Source organism: Streptomyces sp. NPDC048337 (genome assembly GCF_043201175.1).
Classification (GTDB): Bacteria; Actinomycetota; Actinomycetes; order Streptomycetales; family Streptomycetaceae; genus Streptomyces.
This window is the reverse complement of record NZ_JBICYR010000019.1, coordinates 16,466-32,263: the sequence shown is the minus strand read 5'-3', so window position 1 is coordinate 32,263 and position 15,798 is coordinate 16,466. Positions and strand designations below refer to the sequence as shown.

At 74.3% G+C, this 15,798-nt stretch carries 13 protein-coding genes; 9 read left to right on the top strand and 4 right to left on the bottom strand.

Translation table 11 applies throughout. The features are described from left to right. Window positions 1-99 precede the first annotated feature (99 nt). The 5 genes from ACGFYU_RS26840 (at window position 100) to ACGFYU_RS26820 (ending at window position 6,793) form a co-directional block, all read left to right on the top strand. Window positions 100-393 carry a DUF503 domain-containing protein gene (locus tag ACGFYU_RS26840; RefSeq protein WP_030651158.1) on the top strand — a complete coding sequence of 98 codons (294 nt, stop codon included), beginning with the start codon at window positions 100-102 and terminating at the stop codon, window positions 391-393. 36 nt (window positions 394-429) lie between these two features. Continuing rightward, window positions 430-882 carry a 30S ribosome-binding factor RbfA gene (gene rbfA / locus ACGFYU_RS26835; protein WP_382642359.1) on the top strand — a complete coding sequence of 151 codons (453 nt, stop codon included), beginning with the start codon at window positions 430-432 and terminating at the stop codon, window positions 880-882. Beyond that, complete coding sequence (gene truB / locus ACGFYU_RS26830; protein ID WP_393829877.1) at window positions 879-1,787, top strand: tRNA pseudouridine(55) synthase TruB; 909 nt, start codon at window positions 879-881, stop codon at window positions 1,785-1,787. Before rbfA ends, truB begins: the two co-directional genes overlap by 4 nt. Before the next feature lie 257 nt (window positions 1,788-2,044). Beyond that, a complete protein-coding gene (locus ACGFYU_RS26825; RefSeq protein WP_393829876.1) occupies window positions 2,045-5,734 on the top strand; it encodes a serine protease in 3,690 nt (1,229 codons plus the stop codon). Window positions 5,735-5,836: 102 nt separating this feature from the next. Continuing rightward, complete coding sequence (locus tag ACGFYU_RS26820; RefSeq protein WP_393829875.1) at window positions 5,837-6,793, top strand: bifunctional riboflavin kinase/FAD synthetase; 957 nt, start codon at window positions 5,837-5,839, stop codon at window positions 6,791-6,793. 87 nt (window positions 6,794-6,880) lie between these two features. On the opposite strand, the gene ACGFYU_RS26815 is transcribed toward ACGFYU_RS26820, so the two are convergent. The 3 genes from ACGFYU_RS26815 to eccE form a co-directional block, all read right to left on the bottom strand. Then, window positions 6,881-9,241, bottom strand: coding sequence for an SCO5717 family growth-regulating ATPase (locus ACGFYU_RS26815; RefSeq protein WP_393829874.1), 2,361 nt, complete (start codon window positions 9,239-9,241; stop codon window positions 6,881-6,883). 189 nt (window positions 9,242-9,430) lie between these two features. After that, on the bottom strand, window positions 9,431-10,129 hold the full coding sequence (locus ACGFYU_RS26810) for a hypothetical protein (protein ID WP_393829873.1): 699 nt from the start codon (window positions 10,127-10,129) through the stop codon (window positions 9,431-9,433). Further along, the gene (gene eccE, locus ACGFYU_RS26805; RefSeq protein WP_393829872.1) at window positions 10,126-11,397 is read right to left on the bottom strand and encodes a type VII secretion protein EccE; all 1,272 of its coding nucleotides are present in this window, start codon (window positions 11,395-11,397) and stop codon (window positions 10,126-10,128) included. Before eccE ends, ACGFYU_RS26810 begins: the two co-directional genes overlap by 4 nt. Before the next feature lie 258 nt (window positions 11,398-11,655). Here eccE and eccB point away from each other — a divergent pair, with 258 nt between their 5' ends. From eccB to ACGFYU_RS26785, 4 genes are all read left to right on the top strand, one after another. Beyond that, complete coding sequence (eccB, locus tag ACGFYU_RS26800; RefSeq protein ID WP_393829871.1) at window positions 11,656-13,236, top strand: type VII secretion protein EccB; 1,581 nt, start codon at window positions 11,656-11,658, stop codon at window positions 13,234-13,236. An 11-nt stretch (window positions 13,237-13,247) separates the two neighbouring features. Beyond that, window positions 13,248-14,513 carry a type VII secretion-associated serine protease mycosin gene (gene mycP, locus ACGFYU_RS26795; protein WP_393829870.1) on the top strand — a complete coding sequence of 422 codons (1,266 nt, stop codon included), beginning with the start codon at window positions 13,248-13,250 and terminating at the stop codon, window positions 14,511-14,513. A gap of 214 nt (window positions 14,514-14,727) precedes the next feature. Continuing rightward, on the top strand, window positions 14,728-15,066 hold the full coding sequence (locus ACGFYU_RS26790; RefSeq protein WP_382648397.1) for a WXG100 family type VII secretion target: 339 nt from the start codon (window positions 14,728-14,730) through the stop codon (window positions 15,064-15,066). A 45-nt stretch (window positions 15,067-15,111) separates the two neighbouring features. Beyond that, entirely contained in the window at window positions 15,112-15,420 is a 309-nt protein-coding gene (locus tag ACGFYU_RS26785) for a WXG100 family type VII secretion target (RefSeq protein ID WP_393829869.1), read from the top strand. Window positions 15,421-15,528: 108 nt separating this feature from the next. On the opposite strand, the gene ACGFYU_RS26780 is transcribed toward ACGFYU_RS26785, so the two are convergent. After that, on the bottom strand, window positions 15,529-15,774 hold the full coding sequence (locus tag ACGFYU_RS26780) for a DUF397 domain-containing protein (protein WP_189973222.1): 246 nt from the start codon (window positions 15,772-15,774) through the stop codon (window positions 15,529-15,531). Window positions 15,775-15,798 lie beyond the last annotated feature (24 nt).

The window sequence follows — 15,798 nt, the reverse complement described above, 5'->3', positions numbered from 1 at the left end:
GTCGATCGGCCCCGGCTGTTGCGTGTACGGTTCTGGTGACCCTGCCGAGCGACGGCCGGCAGGCCACCTAACCCGCACCGGCGGGATATCCGGAACTGCATGTACGTGGGGACTCTGTCCTTCGACCTGCTCCTCGGCGATGTCCACTCGCTGAAGGAGAAACGCTCCGTCGTCCGGCCCATCGTCGCCGAGCTCCAACGCAAGTTCTCCGTGAGCGCGGCCGAAGTGGGCGACCAGGACCTGCACCGCAGGGCCCGCATAGGGGTCGCTCTGGTGAGTGGGGACGCGGGGTTCCTCTCGGACGTACTGGACCGCTGTGAGCGGCTGGTCGCGGCGCGTCCGGAAGTGGAGCTGCTGTCCGTGCGACGGCGCCTCCACGGTGATGAAGACTGATTGCTTGTCTGCAAGAAAAAAGAAGGAGACGGACCAGTGGCCGACAATGCGCGGGCGAAGAAGCTGGCGGACCTCATCCGGGAGGTGGTGGCCGAGAAGCTGCAGCGTGGTGTCAAGGACCCCCGCCTCGGTACGCACGTGACCATCACGGACACCCGGGTCACCGGCGACCTGCGGGAGGCCACGGTCTTCTACACGGTCTACGGCGACGACGAGGACCGGGCCAGCGCGGCGGCGGGCCTGGAGAGCGCCAAGGGCGTCCTGCGCTCCGCGGTCGGCCGGGCGGCGGGCACCAAGTTCACGCCCACCCTGACCTTCGTCGCGGACGCCCTCCCGGAGAACGCCAAGACCATCGAGGACCTCCTCGACAAGGCGCGCGCCTCCGACGCCCAGGTGCGCGAGGTCTCCTCCGGCGCGACGTACGCCGGCGACGCCGACCCGTACAAGAAGCCGGGCGACGAGGACGACGAGGACGCAGCCGCGGAATGAGCAGCAACGCAGGGAAGACTCCGGACGGCCTGGTCATCGTCGACAAGCCGTCCGGATTCACTTCGCACGACGTGGTCGCCAAGATGCGCGGGATCGCCAAGACCCGCCGCGTCGGCCACGCCGGCACGCTCGACCCGATGGCGACGGGCGTGCTGGTCCTGGGCGTCGAGAAGGCCACCAAGCTCCTCGGCCACCTCGCGCTCACGGAGAAGGAGTACCTCGGCACCATCCGCCTGGGCCAGAACAGCCTGACGGACGACGCCGAAGGCGAGATCACCTCCTCCACGGACGCCACCGGGGTCACCCGCGAGGCCGTGGACGCGGGCATCGCCAAGCTGACCGGCGAGATCATGCAGGTCCCGTCCAAGGTGAGCGCCATCAAGATCAAGGGCGTGCGCTCCTACAAGCGCGCCCGGGACGGCGAGGACTTCGAGATCCCCGCCCGGCCGGTGACCGTCTCCTCCTTCCAGGTCTACGACATGCGGGAGGCGGAGGCCGAGGACGGCACCAAGGTCGTCGACCTCGTCGTCTCCGTCGTCTGCTCCAGCGGTACGTACATCCGCGCCCTCGCCCGTGACCTGGGCGCCGACCTCGGCGTCGGCGGGCACCTCACCGCGCTGCGCCGCACGCGCGTGGGCCCGTACAAGCTCGACCGGGCCCGGACGCTGGACCAGCTCCAGGAGGAGCTGACCGTCATGCCGATCGGCGAGGCGGCGGCCGCGGCGTTCCCGCGCTGGGACCTGGACGCCCGGCGGGCCTCGCTGCTCGCCAACGGCGTGCGGATCGCCATGCCGGAGGAGTACGAGGCCGGCCGGACCGTGGCGGTCTTCGGGCCGGACGGAACGCTGATCGGGCTCGTGGAGAGCAAGGGCGGCAAGGCGAAGTCCCTGGCGGTCTTCGTCTGACGTCCGCGTGACGTCCGCCTGACGTCCGCCGACTGTTGACGTGGAGCGGTGAGCGCACATCGATTGCTGCTCACCGCTCCACGACCCCCCTCGGGTAGGTCTCTATCCACCCGGAGCCCGTTATTCACCCGTCCGAGCAGGCGCTCGGAGTGAATGGAGGGAGCGTAAGGGGGCGCGTTCGCCTCGCGTGCTTTTCGTGCTGATCTTCACCTGCCTACCGTCGTGAGCACGGGGCGTTGCGGGGGAGTGGTGCGGCCATGTCGGAGCTGGTCAGGATCTGCGATCTTGCCGGGCGGCCGCGCGGCAGCGGCTTCGTCGCCGACGACCGCGGGACGGTCGTCACCAGCCACGAGGCCGTGGACGGGCTGACCCGGGTGGTGCTGCACGGGCCGGGAGCGGCCGGGCGGACCTGGCTGGCGGAGGCGCACGACGTGACCGCGCTCCCGGGGCTGGCGCTGGCCCTCGTACGGACCGACGGGCTCGGGGCGCGGCCGCTGCCGGTGGCGCTGCGCGAGGCGATCGCTCCCGGGACGTACGTACGGCTGCCCGCCCGGGGATGGCGGCAGGCGCGGGTGCTCGGCCGCGCGGAGGTCACCTATGCGGCGACGGACCGCTGCCACGTGGTGCCCGCGGGGACGGCGCTGGAGCTGGCGATCGGGACGGACGGGCGCGACGCGCTGCGGTTGGGCGGGGAGGCCTGCGGGGGCCCGGTCCTCGACGCGGAGACCGGAGCGGTGCTCGCGGTCCTGGGCACCGCTCTGCAGGCGGAACACCGCTCCGGCGGCTTCGCCGTGTCCCTGCGGGCGGCGGCCGCGGCCGACCCGGGCGGCCCCCTGTCCGTCCTGCTGGAGCGCAACGGCGCGACCGTGCCGGCGTACGGCGCGGACCTGAACCTCGCGGGGGCCCTGGAACTGACCGGGACCACCGTGGGCGCGGCCTTCCCCCCGGACGAGACCGGGCCCGCGCCCGTGGACCGGCCGGGCGTGGCGGCCGAACTGGAGGCCTTCACGGCGGGGGACCGCCTGGTCCTCGGCCTCGTCGGAAACCCGGGCACGGGCCGCACCACGGCCCTCTCCACCCTGGCCGCCCGCCGGTCCCGCGGCCCCCTCCCGGCCCCCACCCTCTGGCTCCGCGGCGCGGACCTGCGAGGCCAGGACACCTCCCTCGCCGACGCGGTGACGCGTGCGCTGACCTCTGCGGCCCGAATCCTCGCGACCCCGGACCCGCCAGCCGGTTTCGCCGGGGAGGGCGCTGTCCCGGGAGGACCCGTGCAGGGCTCCGAGCCCGACTGGACCCGGCCCGGTGCGTCCGCGCCCGCCCCGTCCCCCGCCTTCGACGGGGACGGGGGTGCGCCGGGGCGCCCCCGCAGGGCGCCGAACGCAACCCCCGCCCTGCTCTCCGGCCCCTCGTCACGTTCGGCGCCCGAGGAGGTGCCCCGGTGCACCACCGTCCCCGGCGGAGCCGGCCCGGTCCCGCCCGGCCGGCCGCAGACCGCACCACCCCCCGGGCACGGACAGGGCCCCGGGTCGGGCCTCGGGCCATGGCAGCCCGACCGGCCGGAGGCCCCCGCCCCGGACGGGATCGCCGAGGCGGTGGCCAGGGCGGCCGTGGGCGCCGGGCGGCCGGTCCTCGTGGTGCTCGACGCCCCAGAGGAGATGCCGCCGGAGCTCGCACACCGCCTCGGGCCCTGGACCGCGGCCACCGCCGCGTGGCTGCGCGGCGCGGCGGCCCGGCTGGTGGTCGCCGCCCGGCCCGAGTACTGGGAGCGGGCCGGCGCCCTCTACCCGCCCGACGTACTGCACACCCCCGCCCGCCCGGCCCGCCGGCTGCCGCCTGCCCTCGGCCTCGGTGACCTCACCCCCGCCGAGGCCGAGACCGCGCGGGCCCGCCTGGGGATCCCCGCCGACGCCGTCCGGGAGGCCGACGCCCGCCACCCCCTCACCCTGACCCTGCTCGCCGGGATCCGCGCCGCCGAGGTCACCTCCGGACGCCCCGGCCGCGACGAGGTCTTCGCCGCCCACCTCGACCTGCTCTGCCTGCGCGCGGCCGTCCGCATCGCCGCCGACGGGGCCGGCCCCGCCGGGGTGTACGGCCCCGGGGTCAGACGGCTCGCGGCGCGCGTGGCCGGCCGGGTGCACGAGGCCGCCCGCCGGTGCCTGGGCCCCGGGCAGGGCGGGCTGGACCGCGCCTCCTTCGAGGAGCTGTTCCCCTGGCGCACCGGCTGGGCCTCCGCCGTGCTCACCGAGCGGCTGCTGGTGCCCGCCGGGCCCGGCTACCGCTTCGCGCACGAGGAGCTGTCCGACTGGATCCAGGCCGGCCACCTGGACGTCCCGACCGCCCTCGCCTCCCTCGTCCACCGCCCCGCCGGGCCCGGCCTGCCCGTGCCCCGGCACCGGATCGGGCCCGTCCTGGAGGCCCTGAGCAGGCTGCCCGCCGACCGGCTGGGCAGCGAGCTCATGGCCCTCGTCCACCGCCTGGGCGCGCTCGCCGAGGAACCGGCGGAGCCCGGCCCGGACCGGGCCTGGTGGGCCGCCCGGCTGCTGCGCGAGACCCTGCTCCGGGCCCCCGACGCCCACCCCCACCTCCCCGTCCTGCACGCCCTCGCCGAGCACGTGGCCCGCTCCGGCCCGGGCGAGTTCGGCGGCTGGTTCTGGAACCGGCTCCGGCTGCCCGAGCCCGACCGCCTCGACCTGCTGCGCCGCCTGCTGCCCGCCGACCCCGCCGAGGCGGTCCCCGGCGACCGTTACCTCGACGCCGCCGCCCGCCGCCTCGCCCGCGACCCGCAGGGCGCGCAGCCGCTGCTGTGCGCCTGGTTCACCGACGGGCGGCGACTGCGCGGGCGCCCCGGGGCCACCGTCGCCACCGCCGCGCAGGCCCTGCTGCACACCCACCGTCACCTCGCCCTGGACGACCTCACCGAGGCCCTGGTCGGCGCCGCGCACCCGCGTGCCGACGAGCTCCTCGCCGTCCTCGCCGAGGAGGAGCCCTCCGCCCTGTGCCGGGCCGTGGACCGCTGGGCCCACGACGAACGGCCCGGGCGGCGGGTCGCGGCCGCCGCCTACGGGCTCGCCACCGCCCCGCACGTGCGCACCCCCGCCGACCGCGAGCTGCTGCGCTACGCCGCCCAGGCGCTCCTCGCCCGCCCCGCCGACGCCACCCTGCACGGCAGCGCCCTCGCGATGCTGCTCCGCGACCCGCAGGCGCGCGGCCGCTACCTGCCCGACGCACTCGCCTGCTTCCGCGACCCCGAGCAGGGCTCCCGGCTCCCCGCCGCGGCGCTGGTCGCGGCCCTGCCCGTGCTGCCCGATCCGGACGCGGTCTTCGCCGCCCTGCGGGACCGGGCCGACGGGGAGGTCGTGCGGGCCCTGGCCGCGCTGACCACCCCGGGGCTGGCCCGCCGCGCGGGTGACCTCGTACGGGAACACCTGGCGCGGCGGCCCGAGGACGCGGCGCACGCCGCCGCCTTCGTCGACCGGCGCCTGGAGCAGGGACCGGCCGCCGCGTCCGTCCTGCGCCCACTGGTCCTGGACCTGCTGCGGTCCGCCCCGTCGGCGGTGCGGGCCGCGCTGGCCGGCGTACTGGGCGCGCCCGGCGGGGAGCCCTCGTACGCGCTGCGGGCCGAGCTGGCCGACGTACTGCTCGGCGAGGAGACGGATCCGCTGGTGCTCGACGCCTTCCTCGGGGCCCTCGCGGCCGGGGCCGCCGCACGCCCGGAGGACCGGACGAGGGAGCTGCTGCGGCGCACCGGGCGGCAACTGCTGGCCGCACCGGGCGGCCCCGCGGTGTTCGAGCGGCGGACGGTGGAGCTGGCGCGCCGCGAACCGGTCTTCGGGGCGCTCGCGGCCCGCTGGCTGGCGCAGGCGGGCGCCGAGGCGGCGGCCCTGCTGGGCCCGAGTGCGCGGCGGACGGTGGAGACCCTCGGCAGGGCCGCGCCGGATGTGACGTGACGTCGATGCCGATGCGGGGCAGCGGGCACCGGCATGGCAGTCTTAGACCTGTAATCGGCAATCAGTACAAGGCCTACAGGGTTCGGGCGAGGAGCGGTCACAGTGCAGCGCTGGCGTGGCTTGGAGGACATCCCCCAGGACTGGGGACGCAGCGTCGTCACCATCGGCTCCTACGACGGTGTGCACCGCGGGCATCAGCTGATCATCGGACGGGCCGTGGCGAAGGCGCGCGCGCTCGGAGTCCCCTCCGTCGTCGTCACCTTCGACCCGCACCCGAGCGAGGTCGTCCGCCCCGGCAGCCACCCGCCGATCCTGGCCCCGTACGACCGGCGCGCCGAACTCATGACCGGACTGGGCGTCGACGCGCTGCTGATCCTGCCGTTCACGGCGGAGTTCTCGCAGCTGTCCCCGGCCGACTTCATCGTCAAGGTGCTCGTCGACAAGCTGCACGCGAAGGCCGTCATCGAGGGCCCCAACTTCCGCTTCGGCCACCGGGCCGCCGGGAGCGTCGACTTCCTGCGCGAGCTGGGCTCCACCTACGACTACGAGGTGGAGGTCGTGGACCTGGTCGAGCGGGGCGAGGCGGGCGGCGGCGTGCCGTTCTCCTCGACGCTGGCGCGCAGGCTGGTGGCCGAGGGCGACATGGAGGGCGCGGCCGAGATCCTGGGGCGGCCGCACCGGGTCGAGGGCGTGGTGGTGCGCGGTGCGCAGCGCGGGCGCGAGCTCGGCTACCCGACGGCGAACGTCGAGACGCAGCCCCACACCGCGATCCCGGCGGACGGGGTGTACGCGGGCTGGCTGACGGCCGGCGGCGAGCGGATGCCCGCGGCGATCTCGGTGGGGACGAACGTGCAGTTCGACGCCACCGAGCGGACCGTGGAGGCGTACGCGATCGACCGGATCGGGCTGGACCTGTACGGGATGCACGTGGCCGTCGACTTCCTCGCCTACGTGCGGGGGATGGCGAAGTTCGAGTCGCTGGACGGGCTGCTGGAGGCCATCGCGGACGACGTGAAGCGGGCGCGGGTCCTGACGGACGCCTACGACATGCAGCGCTGACGAACGCGCGACGGGCGAGGGCCCGTACCGCCCGGGGATCGTGAACCGATCCGGGGTGGTACGGGCCCTCGCCCGTTCGCGCTGTGCTCAGCCGAGGCGCGGGTCGCGCGGCGGCTGCTGGGGGTGCTGAGGTGCCTGCGGCTGCTGCCAGGGCTGGCCGGGCTGCGGGTAGGGCTGGCCGTAGGGCTGCTGCGGGGGCTGCGGCTGCTGGTGCGGCTGCGGCTGGTACGCGGGCTGTCCCTGGCCCTGCCCGTAAGGCTGCTGGGGCGGCTGGGGCTGCTGGGGCGCTCCCCAGTGGCCCTGCGGGGCCTGCTGCTGGGCCCGAACGAAGTCCTCGGCCACCAGGGCGGAGAGGTTGAAGTACGCCTCGCGCGTCTTGGGACGCATCATGTCGAGGTCCACCTCGGCGCCGGCCGCGAGGTGTTCGTCGAAGGGCACCACGACGACCCCGCGGCAGCGGGTCTCGAAGTGCTGCACGATGTCCTCGATCTTGATCATCTTGCTGGTCTCGCGGACCCCCGAGATGACGGTGAGGGAGCGGGAGACGAGGTCCGCGTACCCGTGGGCGGAGAGCCAGTCGAGGGTGGTGCTGGCGCTGCTCGCGCCGTCCACGGACGGGGTCGAGATGATGATCAGCTGATCGGCCAGGTCGAGGACGCCGCGCATGGCGGAGTAGAGGAGGCCGGTGCCCGAGTCGGTGAGGATGATCGGGTACTGGCGGCCCAGGACGTCGATGACGCGGCGGTAGTCCTCGTCGTTGAAGGTCGTCGAGACGGCCGGGTCCACGTCGTTGGCGATGATCTCCAGACCGGAGGGCGCCTGGGAGGTGAACCGCCGGATGTCCATGTACGAGTTCAGGTACGGGATCGCCTGGACCAGGTCCCGGATCGTGGCCCCGGTCTCGCGGCGGACGCGGCGGCCGAGGGTGCCGGCGTCCGGGTTCGCGTCGATCGCAAGGATCTTGTCCTGGCGCTCGGTGGCGAGGGTGGCGCCGAGGGCGGTGGTGGTCGTGGTCTTGCCGACGCCGCCCTTGAGGCTGATGACGGCGATGCGGTAGCAGGACATGACCGGGGTGCGGATCAGCTCCAGCTTGCGCTGGCGGTCCAGTTCGGCCGCCTTGCCGCCGAGCCGGAAGCGGCCGCCGGCGCCACCGTTGTTCTTGGGCTTCTGCTTGCCCCGCAGCAGGCGGTCCGAGGACAGCTCGACGGCGGCGGTGTAGCCGAGCGGCGCCCCGCCGGCGGTCTGGCCGGCCGAGTAGCGGGGGTCGTGCGGCTGGGGCGGCTGCGGGTGGTGGGGCTGCTGCTGGTACTGAGGTTGCTGCTGGTACTGAGGTTGCGGCTGCGGCTGCGGCTGGTGCTGCTGCGCGCCTACGGGCCACTGCCCGGCGGAGCGCGGGTCGTGCTGCGGGGGCTGCGGCTGAGCCGGGGCGGGCGGCTGGATGGCGTACGGGTCCTGGGACGCGAACGCGGCTGGCAGCGGCGGCAGTTCGGCGGCGGGTCCCCCGAACGGGGTCTCCGCGGGGTTGACCGGCGGAGCCGAGCCCTCGGCGGGCGGCAGCACCGCGATCCCCTCGGCGGGGGTGTCGTGCGGCCCCGTCACCGCCCCGGGGACGGGAACGGGGACGGGAACGGGGACCGGAACCAGCGCCGGAGCCGCGTCCTTGCCGGCTGCGGGCAGCTCGGCCCGCGCCGGTGCCCCCTCCAGGGCCACCGGGCCGCCGTCGACCGGCGCGGGCGCGTCGGCCTGCGGCGCCGGAGCAGCGGCATCGACGGGAGCGGCCGGGGCCACCTCGAACGGCGCGGGCGCCTCGAGGGGAGCCGGGGCCGACAGGGCGAACGGTGCGGACGCCGAGGCCTCGACGGGTGCCGGAGCCGCGAACGGCGCGGGCCCGTCCGCCGGGGCGGGGTCCTGGTGCGCGGGCGCCGGTGCCGGTGTCTCGAACGGCGCGGGCGCGTCGACCGGGGCGGGGGCCTGGTACGCCGGGGCCGGTGCCTCGAAGGGGGCGGGCGCGTCGACCGGGGCAGGAGCTTGGTGCGCCGGGGCCGGAGTTTCGAAGGGCGCCGGCGCCTCGGCGGGGGCGGGCACCTGGTACGCGGGGGCCTCGGTCGGGGCGGGTGCCTGGTACGGCGGAGCCGGGGCGGCCGCCTCGATCGGCGTGGGGGAGGTCACAGGGGCCGGCAGACCCGCGCCGTCGGACGGGGTCCGCGGCGCCGGCGGAGCGATCCGCATCGTCGGGGGCGAGGCCACCTCCGACGGACGGTGGGGCTCGAAGCCGCTGCCCTCGGGCAGCCCCGGCACCTGGGCGGCCGGAGCGGCCCCCTGCGTGTACCAGGCCGGCGGGGTGTAGTCGATGGTGAACTCGCCCGTCAGCTCGGGCTCCGCGTCGGACTGATCGTCCGTCGGGACGTCCCACGTCCCGCCGCGCCTCTCGTTCCGATCGCCGCTCACTGGTCCTCCTGGTCTGTCGAACACTGGTCCGGCGCCCACCTCGACGCCGCGGCCACGCTCAGCCTAATCGCGCCCCGGCACCGGTGTCCGCCCCCGTCGGCCCGCCCCCCAGCCGCTGGCTCCACGCGGTACGGGCCACCCCCATACTGCCCCCCTGCGACGGCGGGCCGTGCCCCGGCACCCGGCGGGTCAGTCGATGCGGCGGGCCGGGCCGAGCAGCCCCGCTTCCGCTTCCGTGCCCTGGGTCATCACGAACTGCCGGTCCCGCGGCGTGCACCACATGGTCACCCCGTCGCCGAGCGTCGGCAGGGAGTCCACCGCCCGCCGCGACAGGTTCATCAGACGGCCGATCTGCTCCGCCTCGTCCGGGGACACCCGCTGCACACCCACCAGCGAGGACTGCTGGAGCAGCCGCGGCGCCGTCGGGCTCAGATACGGCAGCAGCGTCAGCACCGACTGCCAGGGCCCGGCCACCACGCGCCCGCGCGGCGGCCGCATCCCGCAGTCGCGGATCACCAGCACCGGACTGCCCGCCGAAGCGCCCTGCGGCGGAACCCGGCCCACCTCGTGCAGGGTCACGCACTGCTGCCCGCCGCCCGCGGCCTGGGCCAGCCCGGACCACACGTGCCCGCGCCCGGTCTCGACCGCGACCCGAGCACCCGTGGCCGCCGCGCGCAGCGCCAGCACCTGGGCCGTCCACAGACCGCCGATCAGCGTCACCTCGTACGGCGTCGGCCGGTTGATGCCGAGTACCGCCGGCCGCCCCTCGGCGTCCACGCCGATGACGACCCCGTCGTCCCCGACGGGCAGCGCGAGCACGTCCAGGTCCGCGGAGGGCACCACGTGCCGCTCCCGGCGCGGGCCGACCAGCCCGAAACCGCCCCTCATCGCGCTCCTCCCAGCGGCAGCGAGGCCAGCAGCCCCGGCACCTGTTCACGGTCGAGCCGGACCAGCCCGGTCTTCACGCCCCGCGCCGTCCGCTCCAACTCGCGCCGGGCCGCGACCAGTTCCTCGTCGCTGCGGCCCGTCACCCGGACGTGTCCGGTCAGGGTCACGCCCTGCCGGTCCGCCGGGGCCATCGTCAGGCTGAAGTTCGTCGCGAGGGCGGGCAGCGAGGTCAGCAGCGCCACGAACTGCGGCAGCGCCGCCCCCGCCCCGCCCAACTGCGGCCAGCGGCCTATCCAGTACGTGGTGTGCCGCCGGTCGTCGCAGCGCCAGGTCCGCGGGGTCTCCTCCGTACGCCGCCCGGTGCTGGCCGACCGCCCGGCCTGGGTGATCGCCATCGGGTTCGCGCACGAGGAGGTGGCCAGGGCGGCCGTCAGCTCCTGCTCGGTGAGCACGGTCGCCTTGAACCCGGCGCCCGTCAGCCGGCTCGCCAACTGGTCCGCCGCCCGCACCACACACCGCTGGGCACCCGCCATCCCGCCACCGCGCGCGGTGACCGCCTCGGGGCACAGCTCCGGGTCGAGCTTGAGGGCGATCCAGGTCAGCCGCACCGCCGGGGTGCCCGTCCGGGCCTGGAGCGGCGCGTAGTTGCGCGTGGCCATGGACTGGGCCGGCAGGTGCGGGGCGGGCGCCGGCTGGGTGTGCTGCACCAGCTGCGCGGACTCCAGCCGGATGCCGTCCACTTCGAGGATGTCCCGTACGAGGGCCAGCGGCAGCGGCCGCGCGCCCCGCTCGGGACGCAGCGCGGTGGCGTCCGTGTCCACCTGGACGACCGCGGTCAGGAAGGTCCCGTCGCCGATCATCCCGACCGGGCGCCGGTCCCGGTCGCTGAACGTGAGGGTGCGCAGCGCCGGATCGGCCTCGACCAGCGGGGCCAGCCCCGGCTCGGTGCCCGCGGGCACGGCCAGCGAGGCGGCCCGGCGCCGGCGCGCGCGCAGGGCGAGGGCGCCGCCGATCCACTCGGGCAGGGAGCGCTGGTGCCTCCGTACGACCGCGAGCACCACCAGAACGAGTGCCAGGACACCGGCGGGCACCAGCAGCAGCGGGTCGACCACCCAGGCCACCAGCAGCACGGCCGCGGCGACTTGAAGCAGTACAAGCTGTTGCAATCGGAACGGACCGAAGCGGCCGGGGCTCGACTCCGGATGCGGCGTCACCCCGCCCCGTGCGGGTGCGGCCGCACCCGTCCGCGGCTGCGTCGCAGTGGCCATCACTCGCACACCTCCCCTTTCAGGGGGCGGATCGCGTGAGTCCCGGCACTGTGCGACACCTGCCGCATGGCCCCGGAATCTCCCCAATCCACCCCAACCAGCCTTGATTGCCCCGGTCCGGGAGGCGCTGAGTGGCAACCTCACCCTACCCGGCCCCTGCATACCGTCCGTCAAGAGGCATAGTAGGTGCCCGGTCCGACAATCGAGGCCCGGGGACCGTACTCACCGGCCGGGCCGTGCGGGGAGAAGCAGGCGGTCATGGCATCACGACGTGATGAGCTCAACGCGTACACCTTTGCGAAGCGGCGCACGGTGGCTGCGTTCCTCCAGCCGTCCGCGACGGGGACCGAGGAGGGCGCCCCGCGCCCGCTGCGCGCGGTCCTCCCGGGCCTGATCGTCGGCGCGGTCGTGATGGCCGCGTTCGGCGCCTGGGGCATGTTCAAACCGACGGCCCCCAAGGGCTGGGCGGACCCGGGCACCCAGGTCATCGTGGGCAAGGACTCCACCACCCGCTACGTGGTCCTGACGACCAAGGTGGACGGCAAGGAGCAGACCAGGCTGCACCCGGTGCTCAACCTCGCCTCCGCCCGACTCCTCCTGGATCCCTCGAAGTTCAAGGTGATCCAGGTCGACGACAAGGTCCTGGACGCGGGCAAGCCGCCGCGCGGCCCCATCATCGGCATCCCGTACGCCCCCGACCGGCTCCCCGCCAAGGACGACGCCGCGAAGGCCAAGCGCTGGGCCGTCTGCCAGCAGCCGGGCGGCAACGGCCGCGGCGTGCAGACCGCCACCTTCGTCCTCGCCGACCGCGACACCCACCTGACGGACGACGCCCGCAGGCTCACCGAAACCCAGTCGCTGTACGTGCAGAGCACCGGCCCGGGCAAGGAGCGCTACCTCGTCGACGCGCTGGGCACGAAGTACAAGTTCCCCGAGGGCACCCCGGCCGCCGGGACGATGACCACCGCCCTGGTCGGCACCGGCGCCACCCCGCAGCAGGTCACCGAGCAGTGGCTGGCGACCCTCAACTCGGGCGACGACCTGGCCTTCCCGCAGCTGCCCGGCAAGGCCGGCGACCCCGCCAACGTCAAGGGCCTGGTCACCAACGACAACAAGGTCGGCATGGTGCTCAAGGCCCAGACGGGCTCCGGCACCCAGCACTACGTGGTCCTGCCCGGGAAGGTCGCGCCGGTCTCCGACTTCGCCGCCTGGCTGCTGATCTCGGCCCCCGCCACCGACGGCCTCAACATGCACGGCAAGGCCCGCGAGATCGACCTCCAGTCCCTCAACCCCGACCCCACCCCCTTCGCCGGCGACCGCAAGTGGCCGCAGGAGAAGACGGACCGGATCAACCAGACCGCTCCGGCCGCCGGAACGCAGGCGAAGGAGTCCGGCGACCGCGACACCGTCTGCAACGTCCTGCGCTCGGTCGACGCGCAGGGCGGCCAGACCCTGAGCACCTGGGCCGGCACCGGCTTCCCCGTCGACATCACCGCCAGCGGCACCAGCGCCTACGTCACCCCCGGCTCGGGGCTGCTCTACACCCAGGTCCAGGGCAAGCAGACCACCGCCGGCGGCTCCCTCTTCCTGGTCACCGACACCGGCCTGCGCTACGCCGTGCAGGCCAACGGCGACAGCGACGCCGAACAGTCGAAGATCGGTGCCCCCGACCAGCAGGCCAAGGGCGGCACGCCCGGCGCCCCCGAGCCCAGCCAGGCCCAGATCCGGCTCGGCTACGCTGGCGTCACGCCGGCCATGGTGCCCAAGGCGTGGTCCGACTTCCTCTCCAAGGGGCCGCGCCTGGACACCAACTCCGCCCGCCAACCCCAGGGTTCGTGAGGAAGCCGCCGATGACCCAGCTCACGGAGCGGCGGCGCGCGCTGCTCGCCGCCGCCTTCACCCTCGCCGCGCCGGCCCTCGCCCTGCCGGCCGCGGCCGCTCCCGCCGCCGCCGCGCCGCAGGCCCCGTACGCCTCGTACGGATTCCCCCTCGACGGCGCCGGCGAGTGCACCTTCCCCATGAAGAAGCAGATCGAGGACCGCCCCTGGGCCCTCCAGCGGCTCCTCCTCGACGAGCTCTGGGCGCAGACCAAGGGCAAGGACAAGGACGGGAACAGCGTCCGCGTCGCGGTCATCGACACCGGAGTCGACCGGGCGAACCCGCAGCTTGCCGGCGCCCTCGACACCGGCGCCGGCAAGGACTTCATCGACCCCAAGGGCGGCGACGGCACCAACGACACCGTCGGCCACGGCACCAAGGTCGCCGGGCTGATCGCGGCCCGCGCCCAGCAGGGCACCGGCTTCGTCGGCCTCGCCCCGGAGTCCACGATCATCCCCATCCGGCAGAACGACGGGCAGGGCAAGGGCAACGCCAAGTCCCTGGCCGACGCGATCGACCACGCCGTGTCCAAGGGCGCCCAAGTGATCAATATCTCCCAGGACACCGACGTACCGCTCTCCGCCGACTCCGACCTCGGCAAGGCCGTCCAGAAGGCCATCGACGCGAAGGTCGTGGTCGTGGCCTCCTCGGGCAACGACGGCCTGAGCGGCGAGAAGCGCAAGACCTACCCGGCCGCCTTCCCCGGAGTGCTCGCGGTGGGCGCCTCGGACCGCAACAACGAGCGCGCCGCGTTCTCCCAGCCCGGCGACTTCATCGGGGTGGCCGCGCCGGGCGTCGACATGGTCTCCACGGTCCCGGGCTTCGGCCAGTGCATCGACAACGGCACCAGCTTCTCCGCGCCTTACGTCGCCGGGGTCGCCGCCCTGCTCCGCGCCAAGCACCCGGACTGGTCCCCCCAGCAGGTCGTCTGGCAGATCCAGAACACCGCCGAACGCTCGGTCAAGGGCCGCGACGACTACGTCGGCTGGGGCATCGTCGACCCGGTGGCCGCGCTCAGCCAGGACCACGAACCCCCGAAGGCCCCCGTACCGGACCCCGGCCCGCCCCCGGCGGCCGCCCCGGACGCGGCCGCGCTCAAGCTCACGGAGACGGCCCAGGAGCGCGAGGAACGGTTCGGCACGTACGCTCTCGGCATCGGAGCCGTCCTCATCGCCGTCATCGCGGGCGCCGCGACCGTCATCCGGGATGCCCGGAACCGACGACGCCGTTTGCAGTGAACGGTCACAGTTCATCGACAGAAGCAGACCACCGGTGTTGGGCCGGGACGATGAACTGGCTAGAGTGACACCAGGCTTCACGACTGTGATCGGGGGATTCGCGTGAAGCGGAGGGGGATGGCCGGGCGCGTGGCTCAAAACCGCGCCGGCGAATGTCCGCTCCGCGACGCAATCCGCCGGTTCTGCCGGCGAATTGAGAAGTGAGGAGCTTCGGATGAGCAACAATTTCGGACTTGCAGACGATCCGATCGTCCAGGCCAAGAACAAGATCTCCGAAACGGCCGATGCCGTCACCACCCAGGCCCGCGAGCTGGCCGACATCCTCGCCACGGTGAGCGCCGGCTGGACCGGTGTGGGTGCTTCGGGGTTCATCAGCGCCCAGACGGTGGTCAACGAGGACCACGACGAGATCCGCCGCCTCCTCGGCGTCCTGCACAACGCGGTGGCGCAGACCAAGAACCTGAGCAACGCCCAGGACGACGACGTGCGTGCGGCGTTCAAGACCGTTCAGGCGAGCGCGGGCGGCAACGGCTCCGGCCTCAACTCCATCTGACCCCCGCCGTTTCCCGGTAACCCGCTCAGCGCGAAGGAGAAGAACATGGCAGGTACTGACGGCCACACCAAGGTCCAGTACGAGAGCGTCCAGCAGATGGCCAACCGCATCCGTGCGGTCTCCAAGAAGATCGTCGACGACCTGTCCGCCATGGACCAGGCGCTGAAGGTCGTCACGGACACCTGGGACGGCGAGGCCCACCAGTCGTACGTCCAGCTCCAGGCCAAGTACAAGGGCAAGGCCGAGCACATGAAGAACACGCTCGAGCAGGTCGCCCAGCTCATCGAGCGCGGCAAGGACGACTACCGCGCCACCGACCAGAAGGCCTCGCGCCTGTTCACCGAGGCCTTCTGAGCCCGGTCCGTACGGTCGGACGTACGGGGTCTTTCCGCGCCGAAGGGGCGCGCCCGCACCGGGCGCGCCCCTTCGGCGTGTGCGCGTGTGTTCGTGTGTGTACGGGCCTCAGGGCTGGTGGCGGTCCAGGTCGAACTCACCGTCCCGGGCCCCGAGCACGAAGGCCTCCCACTCGGCCGCCGTGTACCGCAGCACCGTCTCCCGGTCCAGGGAGGAGCGCATCGCCACCGCGCCCTCGGGGAGCCGGGCGATCTCGACCCGCTCCTCGTCCGGGCTGGTCCCGGGCGGGCCCTCCCACTCCACGCCGCTGATGTCGAGCGCGTACAGCTCGTCCTTCTCCTGCTGGGTGCCCATGTGCGGCCTTTCCCTTCGGTGGCG

Excerpts from the sequence above, each read along its gene's own strand:
- ACGFYU_RS26840 (WP_030651158.1), top strand. The coding sequence starts at position 100 with ATGTACGTGGGGACTCTGTCCTTCGACCTGCTCCTCGGCGATGTCCAC.
- truB (WP_393829877.1), top strand. The coding sequence starts at position 879 with ATGAGCAGCAACGCAGGGAAGACTCCGGACGGCCTGGTCATCGTCGAC.
- ACGFYU_RS26825 (WP_393829876.1), top strand. The coding sequence starts at position 2,045 with ATGTCGGAGCTGGTCAGGATCTGCGATCTTGCCGGGCGGCCGCGCGGC.
- ACGFYU_RS26810 (WP_393829873.1), bottom strand. The coding sequence starts at position 10,129 with ATGAGGGGCGGTTTCGGGCTGGTCGGCCCGCGCCGGGAGCGGCACGTG.
- eccE (WP_393829872.1), bottom strand. The coding sequence starts at position 11,397 with ATGGCCACTGCGACGCAGCCGCGGACGGGTGCGGCCGCACCCGCACGG.
- eccB (WP_393829871.1), top strand. The coding sequence starts at position 11,656 with ATGGCATCACGACGTGATGAGCTCAACGCGTACACCTTTGCGAAGCGG.
- mycP (WP_393829870.1), top strand. The coding sequence starts at position 13,248 with ATGACCCAGCTCACGGAGCGGCGGCGCGCGCTGCTCGCCGCCGCCTTC.
- ACGFYU_RS26790 (WP_382648397.1), top strand. The coding sequence starts at position 14,728 with ATGAGCAACAATTTCGGACTTGCAGACGATCCGATCGTCCAGGCCAAG.
- ACGFYU_RS26785 (WP_393829869.1), top strand. The coding sequence starts at position 15,112 with ATGGCAGGTACTGACGGCCACACCAAGGTCCAGTACGAGAGCGTCCAG.
- ACGFYU_RS26780 (WP_189973222.1), bottom strand. The coding sequence starts at position 15,774 with ATGGGCACCCAGCAGGAGAAGGACGAGCTGTACGCGCTCGACATCAGC.